This is a genomic window from Microbacterium sp. LMI13-1-1.1 (assembly GCF_040815625.1).
Taxonomy (GTDB): domain Bacteria; phylum Actinomycetota; class Actinomycetes; order Actinomycetales; family Microbacteriaceae; genus Microbacterium; species Microbacterium forte.
The window spans coordinates 240,229-255,796 of record NZ_JBFPNL010000001.1 but is presented as its reverse complement, the minus strand read 5'-3'; the positions used below and the strand labels follow the sequence as shown (position 1 = coordinate 255,796).

Genomic DNA, 15,568 nt, shown 5'->3' with positions numbered 1-15,568 from the left:
GGGCGCGCCTGCGCCCACCCGATAGGATAGGCCGGGCATGGAACAACCCGAGCATCCATGCCATCACGACAACGCTGAGGAGACAGAGTGTCGGTTCTCGAGGGCGCGAGCATCCTCATCACAGGCGGCACCGGGTCGTTCGGCAAGGCGTTCATACGGCACGCCCTGGCCCACCTCGACCCCCGGCGTCTGGTCATCTTCTCGCGTGACGAGCTCAAGCAGTACGAGGTGCGACAGCAGTTCGGCGACGACCCCCGGCTGCGATGGTTCATCGGCGACATCCGCGACGAACGACGTCTCGCTCGTGCGCTGCACGGCGTCGACTACGTGGTGCATGCCGCGGCGCTCAAGCAGGTGGACACCGCCGAGTACAACCCGTTCGAGTTCGTGAAGACGAACATCCTGGGCAGCCAGAACGTGATCGAGGCATCGATCGATGCCGGAGTGAAGCGCGTCGTGGCGCTCTCGACCGACAAGGCCTCGAGCCCGATCAACCTGTACGGTGCGACGAAGCTCACCGCCGACAAGCTCTTCATCACGGGCAACCACTACGCCGCCGCCTACGACACGCGATTCGCGGTGGTGCGCTACGGCAACGTCATGGGATCACGCGGCTCGGTCATCCCGTTCTTCTCCCGTCTGGGCGCCGAGGGCAAACCGCTGCCGATCACCGATCTGCGGTGCACCCGGTTCTTCATCACACTCCCCCAGGCCGTCGAGATGGTGGTCGACACGTTCGAGCTCATGCAGGGCGGCGAGCTGCTCGTCCCCCGCATCCCCTCGATGAAGGTCACGGACCTCGCCCACGCCGTCGTGCCGGGAGCCGAGCTCGTCGACGTGGGTCTGCGCCCAGGCGAGAAGCTGCACGAGGAGATGATCAGCCCGGAGGAGGGCCGCCGCGCGGTGACGGTCAGCGACGGCAAGTACTTCATCATCCAGCCCGACCTCGCCTCGTGGGGCTATCAGATGCCCGCCGGCGCCGTGCCTGTGCCCGAGGGCTTCGCCTATCGCTCGGACAGCAACGACCGCTGGTACTCGCAGGCGGAGATCGCGGAGATCATCGAGGCGGGGATCTGACCGTGCTGCCGTACGGACGTCAGTCGATCTCCGAGGACGACATCCAGGCCGTCGTCGACGTGCTCCGCGGCGACTGGCTCACGACGGGTCCGGCGGTCGGCGCCTTCGAGGCGCGACTCGGCGAGGTCGCCGGAGGGCACCGGGCGATCACCGCGACCTCGGGCACGGCAGCGCTCCACATGGCGTACGGTGCCGCAGGGGTCACCCGCGGTGACACCGTGATCTCGACGCCCATGACCTTCATCGCCACGACGGCGATGGCGTCGGTCCTCGGTGCGAACATCGTCTTCGCCGATGTCGAGGAAGACACGGCGCTGATCGACCCGGATGCGGTCGACGCGCTCATCGATGAGCGCACCAAGGTGATCGCCGCCGTCGACTACGCGGGCCATCCTGCGGACTACGACCGGCTCTCCGCTGCGGCCGCACGGGTCGACGCGCTCGTCCTCGATGACGCCGCGCATTCGATCGGCAGCACGTACAAGGGCCGACCGGTCGGTGATCTCGCAGATCTGACGACCTTCTCGTTCTTCCCCACCAAGAACCTCACGACCGGCGAGGGCGGCGCCCTCGTCGCCAAAGATCCGCTGATCGCACAGCGCGCGCACGAGTTCCATTTCATCGGGCTCGTGCGCGACGCGGACCGCTTCGCGGTGACGACCGAAGGCGCCTGGCATCAGGAGGTGCACGAGTTCGGCTTCAACTACCGCCTCGACGACATCGCCTGCGCACTCGGCCTCTCCCAGCTGGCACGGCTCGACACGTTCAGACGGCGACGCGCCGAGATCACTCGTCGCTACGACGCGGCCCTTGCGGGCATCGACGGGGTTCGCACGCCGATCCAGCGCGACGACGTCGAACTGATCCGGCATCTCTACCCGGTGCGCATCCTCGATCAGCGCCGTCGAGAGGTCTTCGACCGGATGCGTGCAGACGGCATCGGTGTGCAGGTCAACTACATGCCCGTGTACTGGCACCCCGTCTATGCGGATGCCGGCTACCGCCGCGGCATGTGCCCCAATGCCGAAGCGTTCTACGCCGAGGAGCTCTCGCTCCCCATCCACCCGGAACTGACCGACGACCAGGTCGACCAGGTCGTCGAGTCGCTCGTCAGGGCTCTGCATTGACACGCATCGGGATCATCACCCAGGCGCGGATGACCAGCAGTCGCCTTCCGGGAAAAGTGCTGATCCCGGCTGGCGGCCGCTCGATGCTCGATCACCACATCGACAGGCTCAGCAGCGCCGATCTGCCCGTCGTCCTCGCCACGACGACGAACGCCGCTGACGACCCTCTCGCGGATCTGGGGCATCGGCGAGGGATCGAGGTCTTCCGCGGCAGCGAGGGTGACGTCCTGAGCAGGTTCGCGGGGGCGGCCTCCTCCGCAGGGCTCGATGTCGTCGTCAGAGTGACGTCGGACTGCCCTCTGATCGATGCCGCGTTGATCTCCGATGGCGTCCGCCGGTTCGTCGAGCTGGATAATCCTCACGCCCACGTCTCCAACGTCCTCGAACGGACGTACCCGCGCGGGTTCGACTTCGAGGTCTTCGCTGCGTCCGCCCTCGCCGAGGCCGACAGGAACGCCACCGAGCCGGCCGAGCGCGAACACGTCACCCCGTACCTCTACACAGGACGATCGCCCCGTTCGAGCATCCACTCGATCACCCAGCAGGTCGATGCCTCGCACTATCGGGTGACCCTGGACACTCCGGAGGACCTCACCGTCATCCGGGCGCTCATCGAGGACCACGGCGCTGCCGGGCTGGACGTCTCCGAGATCGTGGCCGTCCTCGACTCTCATCCGGAGCTCGCCGCGATCAACTCACACGTGGAGCAGAAGAAACTCGGCGAATGACCGAGAGGACGGCCGGCCGCCCGCGTCAGCCGCGGTTGTAGTCGGCGTTGTACCTGTCGAGGACGTCTGCGATCGGACCGTCGAGAACAAGCCCGCCCTTGTCGAGGTAGAGACCGCGGGTGCAGAAGCGGCGGAGGTCGCGCTCGCTGTGGCTGACGAAGAAGAGCGTTCGCCCCTCGGCGAGGAGCTCGTCGATCCGCTTGTAGCACTTGTCGCGGAACGCCTTGTCTCCGACCGCGAGCACCTCGTCGACGAGCAGGATCGGCTCGTCGAGCTGCGACACCACCGAGAAAGCCAGTCGGACCTTCATACCGTTCGACAGGTGCTTGTACGGGGTGTCCTCGAAGCCCGCCAGCTCTGCGAAGGCGATCATGCCGTCGTAGCGCTCTGCGACCGCGTCCCGAGGCATTCCGTGCAGTCCGGCCATCAACGCGACGTTCTCGCGTACGGTCAGGTCGCCGACGAACCCGCCGGTGATCTCGATCAGCGGAGCGACTCCGCCCTTCACCTTCACCGACCCCTCATCGGGGAGCAGCACCTTCGCGACGAGGCGGAGCAGAGTGGACTTGCCCTGGCCGTTGCGCCCGACGACGCCGATCGACTCCCCCTGCTGCACCGTGAACGAGACGTCGCGCAACGCCCAGAACTCTCCGGAGCGCGACCGCCGCGCCGCAGGGGCGAACAGGTCTTTGAAGTTCTGACGCCCACGGCGGTTGCGGCGGAAGCGGACGCCCAGCCCGCTGGCCTCGATCGCGACGGTCATCCCAACTCCTTCAGCACGGTGCGCTCGAGCGACCGGAACGTCCATACGCCGAGCGCCAGAATGACGAGGGTCATCCCCACGCTGACGAGCAGCGTGAAGAGGTTCCACTGGTCGGGGAAGAACGGCATCCGGTACAGCATGAAGATCCCGGCGAGTGGATTGAACGCACCGAGAGTCTGAAAGATGCCAGGAAGATCCGTAACGTTGTAGATGATCGGAGTCGCGTAGAACATGGCGCGCAGGATCAGCGCGGTCGTGCGCTCCAGATCGACGAACAGGACGCAGAGCGGAGCGATGAGGAGCCCCAGGCCCACGAGCAGGACGGCCTGCAGAAACACCGCGACCGGCACCCACAGGATTCCCCAGCCCACCTGGACCGTGTGCGCCGGATCCTGTTCCACCAGCAGGTTGATGATCACGAATGCCGCGAGCACCGGGAGCGAGAACAGGAACTCGATGCCCTTGCTCAACACGATGCGGTTCACCCAGATCGAGCGAGGGATCGCGGTGGAACGCACCAGCCTCGCGTCCTTCTTGAACGCGCGCGTGAAGTCCGTGACCGACGTGTTGAACCACACCCAGGGCAGCAGGGCGCTGATGAGGAACACGATGTACGGGTCCTCACCGACGTCGCGGTTGAAAATCTGTGTGAAGACGAACCAGTAGATCACGCTCATCACGAGCGGATCGAGCACCGACCACAGGTAGCCGAGCAGGCTCGTCGAGTACCGCACCTTCAGGTCCCTGGCTGACAAAAGCCACAGGGAATGGAGATAGCGCCGGGGCGTTCCGGGGGCCCCGGCAGCAGTGTGACTCACAGTGCCGAGTCTACGAGAGCGAGTTGTTCCACAGCGACAGCGCCGAGCCGATGGCCATGTGCATGTCGAGGTACTGATAGGTGCCGAGGCGTCCGCCGAAGTGCACGTCCCGCTCCCCCTTCGCGAGCTCACGGTATGCGAGCAGGCCGTCGCGGTCCGTCGGGGTGTTCACGGGGTAGTACGGCTCGTCCTCGCGGTTCGCGAAACGAGAGAACTCGCGCATGATGACGGTCTTGTCGGATTCGTAGACGTCCTTGCGCTCCGGGTGAAAGTGCTTGAACTCGTGGATGCGCGTGTAGGGCACGTCCATGTCCGGGTAGTTCATGACGCTGGTGCCCTGGAAGTCGCCGATGTTCAGCACCTCCTGCTCGAAGTCGAGCGTGCGCCAGCTGAGGGCGCCCGCCGTGTAGTCGAAGTAGCGGTCCACGGGGCCCGTGTAGATGATGGGCAGCTGTCCGACCGTCGCCTTCTTGTTCAGCGGCTGACTCTCGTCGAAGTAGTCGACGTTCAGCTTCACCTCGATGTTGGGGTGATCGGCCATCCGCTCGATCCACGCGGTGTAGCCGTCTGTCGGCAGGCCCTCCCACGTGTCGTTGAAGTAGCGGTTGTCGTAGGTGTAGCGCACGGGGAGCCGGCTGATGATGTCGCCCGAGAGCTTCTGCGGGTCGGTCTGCCACTGCTTGGCGGTGTAGTCCCTGAAGAACGCCTCGAACAGCGGCCGCCCGACGAGGGCGATGCCCTTCTCTTCGAAGTTGGCGGCCGTCTTGACGTCGAACTCCCCCGCCTGCTCGCGCACGAGGGCCCGCGCCTGGTCGGGCGTGTAGGCCGACTGGAAGAACTGGTTGATCGTGCCGAGGTTCACCGGCATCGGGAAGACCGTTCCCTTGTGCGTCGTGTAGACCCGATGCACGTAGTTCGTGAAGCTCGTGAAGCGGTTCACGTACTCCCACACCGTGGCGTTCGAGGTGTGGAAGAGGTGGGCGCCGTAGCGATGGACCTCGATGCCCGTCTCAGGCTCCGCCTCACTGTAGGCGTTCCCGCCGATGTGGTGGCGCCGGTCGATGACCGTGACCTTGCGGCCGGCGTTGGCGGCACGTTCTGCGATGGTGAGGCCGAAGAAGCCCGACCCGACGACAAGAAGATCCATGTTGCTGCTTTCTGCCCACGAGGCTCAGATCCGCACGGCATCGCGCGGCACACAGCAGACAACTCTACCGGCAGCGGACTCAGAGCAACCTGTCAGCGCGACTCGGCACCGCGGGGCTCCCCGACCCCCAGCATCTCCCGCAGCATCGGAGCGAGAGTGCGCCCGTATGAGTCGGAGATGTGATTGTCGTCGATGTACACGGCGATGTTGCCGATGGATCCTCGACACACGCCCTCGGGGCAGAGCCAGGGCCGGAAATCCACAGCGGTGATCCCCTCGGCCGCCGCGAGATCGTCGAGGTCCTCCCCCACGGCGAACCCGGGCTCGGGAACGTCGCACGATGCTGCATCAGCGCCGGGAGCGATCTCCGACTCCTCCAGCGCGCACTGGTACATGTCGAAGTCGAAGCGCGGATTGTCACGCACGGCGATCACCTGAATCCCGTGCGCGGTGAGCTCGTCGGCGATCTCTCGGATTCCCTCCACGAGCACCTCGGGAGACGCGGGATCAGCCCGAGTCACGACGAGGTACACAGCATCGGGCTGCACCCTCGTCGCGTACTCGATCGCAGCGGCGCGCCACTCCTCGCACGGAGGTGCGGCATCGGACCGGATCGGTGCACCGATGCCGATCGCGCATCCCCCCTTCAACAGGGCGACGACGCCCCACCCCTGCTCGTCGGCGACGACCGTGAGCGGCGACATGAGCTGCTGGGCGTGCGAGTCCCCCATCACGAGCACCCGCCATGCATCCGACGCCCCTGCATTCGCGGTCTGAACGCAGCTGCCCTGCAGCGCCGGCGTCAGAGGCTCGAGCTCGCCCGCGCAGCTGCCCTTCAGATCCACCCACTCCTCATCGAGCGCCGTCGCCAGCGGGATCAGCGGTAGATCTTGGCCAGAGAGGTCGATCGGCGTATCGATCTGCGCAGCCCCCGGGTATCCGTCTGTCTCGTCGGTCACCAGCGCTGCCTCACGCTGCTCGATCGTGAGCTGCCACGCGGTGAGCGGTGCGGCGACGGCGAGAACGGACGCGGCGAGAACGAGCGCACCGAGCCGATGCGAGCGATCGAGGACGGCGGAGTCTCGAACCGGCCTCTCGACCAGCATCGACACGAGTCTCGCGAGCAGGAAGGACACGAGGACGATTCCGACGCCGGCGAGCCATCCCGGCTCGCTGCGGCCGGTCAGCATCATCCACGTCACGAGCACGGGCCAGTGCACGAGATAGAGCGCATAGGCGTCGCGTGAGACGTAGCGCAACGGCGCTGACTCGAGGATCATCGCAGGGCCGCCTCGCGGGCGGTCACGCCCGGCGACGATGACGAGCGCCGTGCAGATCACCGGCCACAGAGCGAGATACCCGGGGAATCCGCCCTGCACGTCGAGCACGATTCCGCACATCACGATGCCGACGATGCCGATCCATCCGAGGATCGCACCGATCGCCGGACGGACACGGACGTAGGGAAGAGCGAGTGCGACGAGCGAGCCGGCCGCGAACTCCCACAGTCGCGTCCGCGTGTCGAAGTAGGCGAACGACTGGGCCCGCATCGTCTCGACGACCGAGAACCCGAGTGAGGCGATGAAGATGGCGCCGAACACGACCGTCAAGGCGGGGACGATCATGCGCCGCCGCCTGCGGAGCACGACCCACACCGCCGCGATGATCAGGGGCCAGAGGATGAAGACCTGCCCTTGGACCGAGAGCGACCAGAAGTGCTGGAACGGACTGGGCGTGACGGACTCGCGCGCGTAGTAGTCGACCTCCGACAGCGCCAGCGTCCAGTTCTCGACGTAGAAGAGGCTCGACCAGGCCTCGCGCCAGACGCGCGGCCACTCGGTCTGCGGATACGCCGCGAGAGCGACGCCGAGCACACCGACGATCGTCACGGCGGCTGCGGGCAGCAGCCGTCGGAAGCGGCGCAGCCAGAACGACACGAGTGCGAGCGGGCGCCGGGTCTCTACCCGCCGCACGAACGACGCGGTGAGGAAGAACGCCGACACCATCAGGAAGACGTCGACTCCGCCCGAGACGCGACCCAGCCACACGTGGTAGGCCACGACGAGCAGGATCGCGAGCGCACGGAGACCGTCGATGTCCGCGCGGTATGTCGCAGGGCGCACGTAGTCAGCCTCGGGAGGCCGAAGCCATATCGGTCGCGTCGGGTTCATGAAGAGTGGGCGCATCGGCGGGTGGGTGTCGCCGCAGTCGTCTCGGGTCGACCGTCTGCCGATTTCAGCCTATCCGCTCTCCGCCAGCAACCGCTCGGTCGCTGCGTCGATCTCGGGTCCGAGCAGCCTGACGTACTCGAGGTTGAGGTGATCCGCGTCGTAGTAGACGGGGATACCGCCCACCACGGCATAGCACGAGGTCGCGTCGCAGAAGCGGTCCGTCAGATCCAGCACGCTGATCGACGCCGATCCGGCTGCTGCACCGGCGGCGACGATCGGGTCGGCGGGGTGCGCCACAGCGCGCGGTCGCGCACACGACTGCGGCTCGTCGGTGTTGAGGAGAACGCAGTCAGGGCTTCTGACCTCGCCGTTGAACGGCGGATCCGCGATCGCGAGCACCTTGATGCCCGCTTCGTTCCAGCGCGCCCAGTACGCCGACAGCCCTTGCGACATCTGATCGATCTGCGGCCTGTCGCTCCCGTCATCCACCAGCTGAAGCCGCGAAGCCATCGCGGTGATGACGAGATCGGGGTCGTCTTCGATGATGGTCTCGACCAGATCGCGGGACCACTCGCGACACCTCTCGACATCGGCGGCACCCCACTCGCTGCGGAATCCGGTGAACTCGACGTCGGCCACCGGGCATCCCCCGTAGTAGCTCGTGTAGACGATCCAGCCGTTCTTCTCGGCGATGTCGAACACGGCTCCCTGCCACTGCTGTGCGTGCGAGTCTCCGACCAGCCAGACCCGGGTCGGATCCTGCACGCCACGCGAGAAGTCGCACTCGTGTGTGGTCTTCAGATCTCCGTAGGTGAGGATCGGCAGGAAGTCGCCGCACTCGGCAGGGGTGTAGAAGTACTCATTCTTCTCCGTCATCACCGAGTAGTCCGCAGCCCCGAACGGGTCGGCGCACTCGGCCCCCGGTGCGAGCGCCGAAGGCCCTTCGCAGGTCGATGCAATGACATCGTCGGGCGGGCGGTCGCCCTCGACCTGCCCGTTGTACGACGCGAGCACGCCGGCCACGAGAGCCGCGATGATGATCATCCCGGTGACCATGAGCCCGAACGCCCGGCGCGAGGAGCCACGCCAGTACCCCCATGTCTGGCCCGCGTCCTCGACGAACCGCTTCGTCAGCGCCGCCAGAACGAGTGCGGTCGCCAGCACCGCGAGCTTGGAGAGCGTGGTCGCCTCGCCCCCGATCACGAACGGCGCGACGACGATGAGCGGCCAATGCCACAGATACAGAGAGTACGAGATCCCGCCGACCCACTGCACGGGACGCAGAGCCGTCACCTTCGCGTGCCACAGAGATGCGAACCCACCTCCGGCGAGGATCACCGCCGCGGTGCCGAGCACGGGCACGAGCGCGGTGTACCCGGGAAAAGCAGTCGTGTGATCGTAGACGAGAGCGGCGAAGACGATGAGGGCGAACCCGAGCAGACTGACGATCTCAGCGGCCGCACGTCCGAGCGGTATCCGGCTTCCGAAGATCGCGATCGCCCCGCCGACGGCGAACTCCCACCCACGCGTGAAAGTCGCGAAATACGCCTGGGATGGCGCGACGGTCGTGTAGACCACGCTGGCGGCGAAGGAGAGCAGTCCCACCCCGGCCACGACCGCGACCATGGCGTTGGCGGTCCTCGCCCTTGTTCCTCGCCTCGTGGCCGGGGCCGCGGTCCGCCGGGACACGGCGAGCGCTGCCAACAGCAGCAACGGCCAGACGATGTAGAACTGCTCCTCGACCGACAGCGACCAATAGTGCTGGACGACGCTCGCCGCATCGTTGATCGCGGAGTAGTTGACCGACATCGATGCCAGGAACCAGTTCTCGACGTACCCCGCACTCGCCGCGACCTCCCAGGCGCCCCGCTCCCACCGAGGGTAGGGAAGCAGCACGACCATGAGCACGAGCGACACTGCGAGTACGAGAAGCGCGGCCGGGAGCAGTCGCCTGATCCGTCGCGCGTAGAACGCCCCGAGTCGCACTCCCCCGGTCCGCCGCATCTCCCCCACGAGGTGTCCTGTGATGAGGAAGCCGGAGATCACGAAGAAGACGTCGACACCGACGTAGCCGCCAGGGAGGCGAACCGGCCAGAGGTGGTTGAGCACGACCAAGCCGATGGCCACGGCGCGAAGCGCCTGGATGTCGGTGCGGAAGACCCGCGCCTGCGGGACCGCGACGGGCGGATCCGCAGTCCGCGACGACGCGCTCACGGCGAGAGATACTCCCGAAGAAGATCGTCTCCCGTGCGAGGGGTGAAGCCGATGCCGTGCACTCGCGTCAGATCGAGCACGCTGTTCAGCGGGCGCGGGGCGACAGGCGACGTCGCGGAGGCGAAGTACTGATCCGTCGAGACACCCGTGACCCGTGCCGGATCATGCCCGGCGAGCTCGAACACACGGCGGGCGACGTCGGCCCAGGTGACGACCTCGCCCTCGGAAGTCAGGTTGTAGACGCCGAACGACGGACGAGTCTCGACCAGAGTGCGGATGAGGCGGGCGATCTCGGTCGCGAACGTGAGGCGCCCGCGCTGGTCGTCGACGACCTTCGGGTCCACGCCCTTCTCTGCCAGCGAGGCCATGGTGCGGACGAAGTTGTTCCCGCTGCCGATCACCCAGGAGGTGCGGACGATGTAGTGACGAGGGGCCGTCGAGACCGCGAGATCACCGGCGGCCTTGGTCTGGCCGTAGACGCCGAGAGGACACACGAGGTCGTCCTCGGCGTACGCCCGATCGGCAGATCCGTCGAACACGTAGTCGCTCGACACATGCACGAGCGTGATTCCGTGCGCTGCGGCGATGCGAGCCAGGGCGGCCGGCCCTGCGGCGTTGACCGCCCAGGCGTCGCGCCTGCCGTCTGGCGTCTCCGCGCGATCGACGGCCGTGTATGCGGCCGCGTTGATGATCGTGTCGTAGTCGCGCCAGCGGCGCGCCTCTGCCAGCGTCGTCGACCCGAGATCGAAATCGTCACGCGTCGTCCATTCGACGCTCTGCACGCCGTCGAACTCGGCCCGCAGCGCTGTTCCCAGCTGTCCTGCCGAGCCGATCACGAGAGTCTTCCGCGGAGCGACCGGTTCCACATCTGCGAGGCGCGGGTGCGCGAGATCCTTCGCAGACACCTCGGCATCCGCAAGCGGGATGGGCCACTCGATCGCGGCGGTCTCGTCTGCGAGGTTCAGGAACGAATAGGACGCGTCCGGCGACCAATGGTCGTTCACGAGATACGTGTAGGCCGTATCGGGCTCGAGGGTCTGGTACGAGTTGCCGACACCTCGTGGCACGAAGATGGCCTTGGAGGGATCGAGCTCGGCGGTGAAGACGGCGCCGAACGTCGGGCCTTCGCGCAGGTCGACCCAGGCGCCGAAGATACGGCCGGTCGCGATCGACACCCACTTGTCCCACGGCTCGGCGTGGATGCCGCGAGTCGTCCCGACGGCATCGTTGAAGGAGACGTTGTTCTGGACCGGGCCGAAATCGGCGAGGCCGAGCGCGGTCATCTTCTCGCGCTGCCAGTTCTCCTTGAACCACCCTCGAGAATCGCCGTGGACCGGCAGATCGAAGATCTCCAGTCCCGGAATCGTCGTCTCGGTGCGGCTCAGGGGCTTGCCGAAGTCGATCTCGCTCATCGGGTCACTGTCCCTTGGAGGCGTAGAACGCCTCGGTCTGATCCTTGGAAGGGGCCCACCACGACTCGTTGTCGCGGTACCACTCGATGGTCGCCGCAAGCCCGGACTCGAAGTCGGCGAACTCCGGCTTCCAGCCCAGCTCCGTTCGGAGCTTCGTGGAGTCGATCGCGTACCGCAGGTCGTGACCGGCCCGATCCGTGACGTGGTCGTACGCGTCTCGCGGCTGGCCCATCTCCTCGAGGATCAGCTCGACGACGTCTTTGTTGTTCCGCTCGCCGTCAGCGCCGATCAGATACGTCTCGCCGATCTGCCCCTTCTCGAGGATCGTCAGAACCGCAGACGAGTGGTCGTTCGCGTGGATCCAGTCCCTGACGTTCTCACCCGCCCCGTAGAGCTTGGGCCGGATGCCGCGGATCACGTTGGTGATCTGACGCGGGATGAACTTCTCGACGTGCTGATACGGCCCGTAGTTGTTCGAGCAGTTCGAGATCGTCGCCTGCACACCGAACGAGCGGACCCAGGCGCGGACGAGCAGATCACTGCCGGCCTTGGTCGATGAGTACGGCGACGACGGGTTGTACGGGGTCTGTTCGGTGAACCGCTCGGGGTCGTCGAGCTCGAGGTCGCCGTAGACCTCATCGGTCGAGATGTGGTGGAACCGCGTCTCGTGCCTGCGCGCCGCTTCGAGCAGCGTGTACGTGCCGATGATGTTGGTGTCCAGGAAGGGACGGGGGCTGTGCAGCGAGTTGTCGTTGTGCGACTCCGCCGCATAGTGGACCACTGCATCCGCCTCGGCGGTGAGCCCGTCCACGAGCTCGGCGTCGGTGATGTCGCCGTGCACGAACCGCACACGGTCTTCGGGGAGCCCCGCGAGCGAAGCGCGGTTGCCCGCGTAGGTCAGTGCGTCGAGGACGGTGACCGTGTGGTCGGTGTGCTCGACCGCGTAGTGAACGAAGTTCGAGCCGATGAAACCGGCGCCTCCGGTGACGAGGATGTTCGACATCAACGACCTCTTTCCAGGGTCTCGAGCAGGTAGGTTCCGTAGCCGGACTTCACGAGCTTCGTGGCCCGTTCACGCAGGTCGTCGTCGGTGAGGAAACCCTGACGCCAGGCGACCTCTTCCGGCACGCCGATGCGCAGGCCGGTGCGGCGCTCCATGGTGCGCACGTAGTCGCCGGCATCCGCCATCTGGTCGAAGGTCCCGGTGTCGAGCCACGCCGTTCCGCGAGGGAGCACCTCGACCTGCAGTCCGCCGCGCTCGAGATAGGCGCGGTTGATGTCGGTGATCTCGTATTCGCCGCGAGCACTCGGCTCCAGGTTGCGGGCGATCTCGACCACGTCGTTGTCGTAGAAGTAGAGTCCGGGCACGGCGTAGTTGCTCTTCGGGTGCTCCGGCTTCTCCTCGAGGGAGACGGCGCGACCGTCGGCATCGAACTCGACGACGCCGTAGGCGTTGGGCTCTGCCACCCAGTAGGCGAACACCGCACCGCCCTCGACGTCCGTATAGCGCTTGAGCTGGGTGCCGAGGCCCGGACCGTAGAGCAGGTTGTCGCCGAGCACGAGGGCGACCTTGTCGTCGCCGATGAAGTCCGCGCCGATGACGAAGGCCTGTGCGAGACCATCCGGTGACTGCTGCTGCGCGAACGTCAGATTCACCCCGAACTGCGAACCGTCACCGAGCAGACGCTCGAACTGTTCGGCGTCGTGGGGCGTGGTGATGATCAGGATGTCCCGGATCCCCGCCAGCATCAGCGTCGACAGCGGGTAGTAGACCATCGGCTTGTCGTACACAGGAATCAGCTGCTTGGATATGCCGATCGTAATCGGGTGCAGTCGAGTGCCTGAGCCGCCAGCGAGAATTATGCCTTTCACCCCCATATCGTGCCACATCCCAGCTGGGACTCAGAAAGACACGATTTACTTGCGTCACATCGTTCACACTGGCATCGTGGGTACATTTCCGTCACAATGAGCAAGTGACCGGCTCAAAATCCCCCCACCTGCTCGGCCTCCTCGCCAGTGCAGCGGCTGTCGTCCTCGCCGCATCCCTGCTCGTGGCGACGCCGGCCAGCGCCGTCTCGCCCTCATCCTCCGGCGGTCTGTCCGCCGCAGCGACAGCGCTGACGTCATCGGCTGCGGCAGCGACCCCCGTGGACACCTCGATCCGCAAGACGGCGGACCTCTCGAAGTTCCGCCCCGGGAACATCATCTCGGACGCCGTCTTCTTCGACAGCTCGACGATGAACGTCGCACAGATCAACGCGTTCCTCGAGAGCAAGGTGAAGGTGTGCCGCTCGAGCTATGCGTGTCTGAAGAGCTACTCGCAGCACACACCGAACAAGGCACCCGACGCTTACTGCAACGGGTACACGGCGGGGCTCAGCGAGTATGCGTCGACGATCATCTTCAAGGTCGCGCAGTCCTGCGGCATCAACCCGCAGGTCCTTCTCACGATGCTGGAGAAGGAGCAGAGCCTCGTCACCCATGTGTATCCGGACGCCACACGCTTCCGCATCGCGATGGGGCAGGGCTGTCCGGACACCGCAGGGTGCGACCCCGCGTACGCGGGATTCTTCTATCAGGTGTACGGCGCCGCACGCCAGATGAAGATCTATGCGGAGGGCCGGTGGTTCACGTACTACGCCCCCGGCAAGACGTGGAACGTGCTCTACCACCCCACCGCGAGCTGCGGCCGCGCCCCTGTGTACATCGAGAACGTCGCCACGTCTGCGCTCTACTACTACACGCCGTACCAGCCGAACCGTGCGTCACTGGCGGCGGGCTACGGTAAGGGCGACGGCTGCTCGAGCTACGGCAACCGCAACTTCTACCAGTACTTCACTGACTGGTTCGGATCGACGCAGGTCCCGGCGATCCGCCTCATCAAGGCGAACAACGCCAACGAGATCTATCTCGTGGCCGACCAGAAGAAGTTGCACGTGACCAACAGCACCGACCTGGCGGCGTACATGGCGGTCCTCGGCTGGTATCGCACCGAGAGCGCGGCCGCCGTCGCCGCGATCCCGAACGGCGGCACCGCCACCCGGTTCATCCGCGACAGCAGGAACGGCGGCATGTTCCTCGTCGAACCGGACGGCTCGAAGCACCACTTCGCGTCTGCAGATCACGTCACGCGCCTCGGCTTCAGCATGTCTGCATACACCTCGCTGCCCGCGACTCTGGTCGACGGATTCCGGACGGGGACGCCGGTGGGCGCCTACTTCAAGGCGGAGAACGACGACAGGTACTTCCGCTGGGAGAACGCGACCAAGCGGCATGTGGTGAACCAGTTCGCCTGGGCCCAGCTCAGCGCGGCGGACCGCGCGTACGTCGCGACGATCCCGACGGCCAACGCGAATGCGATCCCTGTGGGCCTCGCGATCCTGCCGGCTGGCATGACGGTGCGCGAGAACGGCTCGCCTGATGTCTACGTCGCCGGCACCGGCGCCGAGATCATCCATCTACCTGCCTGGGGCCTCGCGCGTGACGCCGGGATCAAGGACGCGGGGATAGTGCCCAGCGGGACCCTCGCGAAGAACAAGCCCATGAATGCGAAGTTCTCGGCCTTCGTGTCCTGCGCCGGTTCTCAGTACGCCGTCGATGGTGGTGGTCTCACTCGAATCCAGAAGGCGACGGCTGGAGCGACCGTGACAGCTCTTCCCGATTCCCTCTGCACTCGCATCCCCAAGACCGGACGCACCATCAGCGAGGCCGTGTTCGCAAAAGCCGCCGGCGCCGACCCCGTCTATCTCATCCAGGGCACTCAGCTCCGACACGTGCGCAGCCAGCAACGGCTGAGCGAGGCCAACGGAGGCCGCCCCCTGTATTTCCTCACGTGGACCGCAGACACCCGCGGCGGTTTCGGCGTGGGTGCTCCGCTTCTCGCAGACGGCACCTTCGTGACGATCGGCACTCCCGAGACGTACTACGTCGAGAAGGGCGTCCTGCGGCACGTGCAGTCCTCAGCCACCCTCATCCGTCTGGCAGCACCACGCTGGCCGTCGGTAGAAGCGCTGCCCGCCGCCTACCGCGCGAGCTACCAGTTCGGAACGCCGATCCCTTGAGTCCGGCTCCAGGATTCGGAGATGGCGATGCCTCTAGAATGGGATCC

Annotated in this window: 12 protein-coding genes; 4 read left to right on the top strand and 8 right to left on the bottom strand. The window is 66.1% G+C overall.

Going from position 1 to position 15,568, the window contains the following annotated elements:
• Positions 1 to 87 precede the first annotated feature (87 nt).
• From pseB to MRBLMI13_RS01180, 3 genes are read left to right on the top strand one after another with little or no spacing between them, the layout of a single operon-like run.
• Positions 88 to 1,077 (top strand): UDP-N-acetylglucosamine 4,6-dehydratase (inverting), encoded by a 990-nt coding sequence (pseB, locus tag MRBLMI13_RS01190; protein WP_367821010.1) that lies wholly within the window; start codon positions 88 to 90, stop codon positions 1,075 to 1,077.
• 2 nt (positions 1,078 to 1,079) lie between these two features.
• Positions 1,080 to 2,204 carry a DegT/DnrJ/EryC1/StrS family aminotransferase gene (locus MRBLMI13_RS01185; RefSeq protein ID WP_367821012.1) on the top strand — a complete coding sequence of 375 codons (1,125 nt, stop codon included), beginning with the start codon at positions 1,080 to 1,082 and terminating at the stop codon, positions 2,202 to 2,204.
• The gene (locus MRBLMI13_RS01180; protein ID WP_367821014.1) at positions 2,090 to 2,932 is read left to right on the top strand and encodes a cytidylyltransferase domain-containing protein; all 843 of its coding nucleotides are present in this window, start codon (positions 2,090 to 2,092) and stop codon (positions 2,930 to 2,932) included. Before MRBLMI13_RS01185 ends, MRBLMI13_RS01180 begins: the two co-directional genes overlap by 115 nt.
• Positions 2,933 to 2,957: 25 nt before the next feature.
• Here MRBLMI13_RS01180 and MRBLMI13_RS01175 read toward each other — a convergent pair whose 3' ends face one another.
• The 8 genes from MRBLMI13_RS01175 to rfbA all read right to left on the bottom strand — a co-directional run bounded on the left by MRBLMI13_RS01175 (position 2,958) and on the right by rfbA (position 13,329).
• Positions 2,958 to 3,695 (bottom strand): ABC transporter ATP-binding protein, encoded by a 738-nt coding sequence (locus MRBLMI13_RS01175; RefSeq protein WP_042541947.1) that lies wholly within the window; start codon positions 3,693 to 3,695, stop codon positions 2,958 to 2,960.
• A complete protein-coding gene (locus MRBLMI13_RS01170; protein WP_367821016.1) occupies positions 3,692 to 4,513 on the bottom strand; it encodes an ABC transporter permease in 822 nt (273 codons plus the stop codon). The genes MRBLMI13_RS01175 and MRBLMI13_RS01170 overlap by 4 nt, the downstream gene beginning before the upstream one ends.
• A gap of 10 nt (positions 4,514 to 4,523) precedes the next feature.
• Positions 4,524 to 5,660 carry a UDP-galactopyranose mutase gene (gene glf, locus MRBLMI13_RS01165; protein ID WP_042541949.1) on the bottom strand — a complete coding sequence of 379 codons (1,137 nt, stop codon included), beginning with the start codon at positions 5,658 to 5,660 and terminating at the stop codon, positions 4,524 to 4,526.
• Positions 5,661 to 5,752: 92 nt separating this feature from the next.
• A complete protein-coding gene (locus MRBLMI13_RS01160; RefSeq protein ID WP_367821019.1) occupies positions 5,753 to 7,783 on the bottom strand; it encodes an acyltransferase family protein in 2,031 nt (676 codons plus the stop codon).
• 117 nt (positions 7,784 to 7,900) lie between these two features.
• On the bottom strand, positions 7,901 to 10,045 hold the full coding sequence (locus tag MRBLMI13_RS01155; protein ID WP_367821021.1) for an acyltransferase family protein: 2,145 nt from the start codon (positions 10,043 to 10,045) through the stop codon (positions 7,901 to 7,903).
• Entirely contained in the window at positions 10,042 to 11,457 is a 1,416-nt protein-coding gene (locus MRBLMI13_RS01150) for a sugar nucleotide-binding protein (RefSeq protein WP_367821023.1), read from the bottom strand. Before MRBLMI13_RS01150 ends, MRBLMI13_RS01155 begins: the two co-directional genes overlap by 4 nt.
• Before the next feature lie 4 nt (positions 11,458 to 11,461).
• Positions 11,462 to 12,460: a dTDP-glucose 4,6-dehydratase gene (gene rfbB / locus MRBLMI13_RS01145; RefSeq protein WP_367821025.1), complete on the bottom strand. Its 999-nt coding sequence runs from the start codon at positions 12,458 to 12,460 to the stop codon at positions 11,462 to 11,464.
• On the bottom strand, positions 12,460 to 13,329 hold the full coding sequence (gene rfbA / locus MRBLMI13_RS01140) for a glucose-1-phosphate thymidylyltransferase RfbA (RefSeq protein ID WP_367821027.1): 870 nt from the start codon (positions 13,327 to 13,329) through the stop codon (positions 12,460 to 12,462). The genes rfbB and rfbA overlap by 1 nt, the downstream gene beginning before the upstream one ends.
• A gap of 104 nt (positions 13,330 to 13,433) precedes the next feature.
• On the opposite strand from rfbA, the gene MRBLMI13_RS01135 reads away from it, so the two are divergent.
• Complete coding sequence (locus MRBLMI13_RS01135) at positions 13,434 to 15,521, top strand: hypothetical protein (RefSeq protein ID WP_367821029.1); 2,088 nt, start codon at positions 13,434 to 13,436, stop codon at positions 15,519 to 15,521.
• Positions 15,522 to 15,568: the final 47 nt, after the last annotated feature.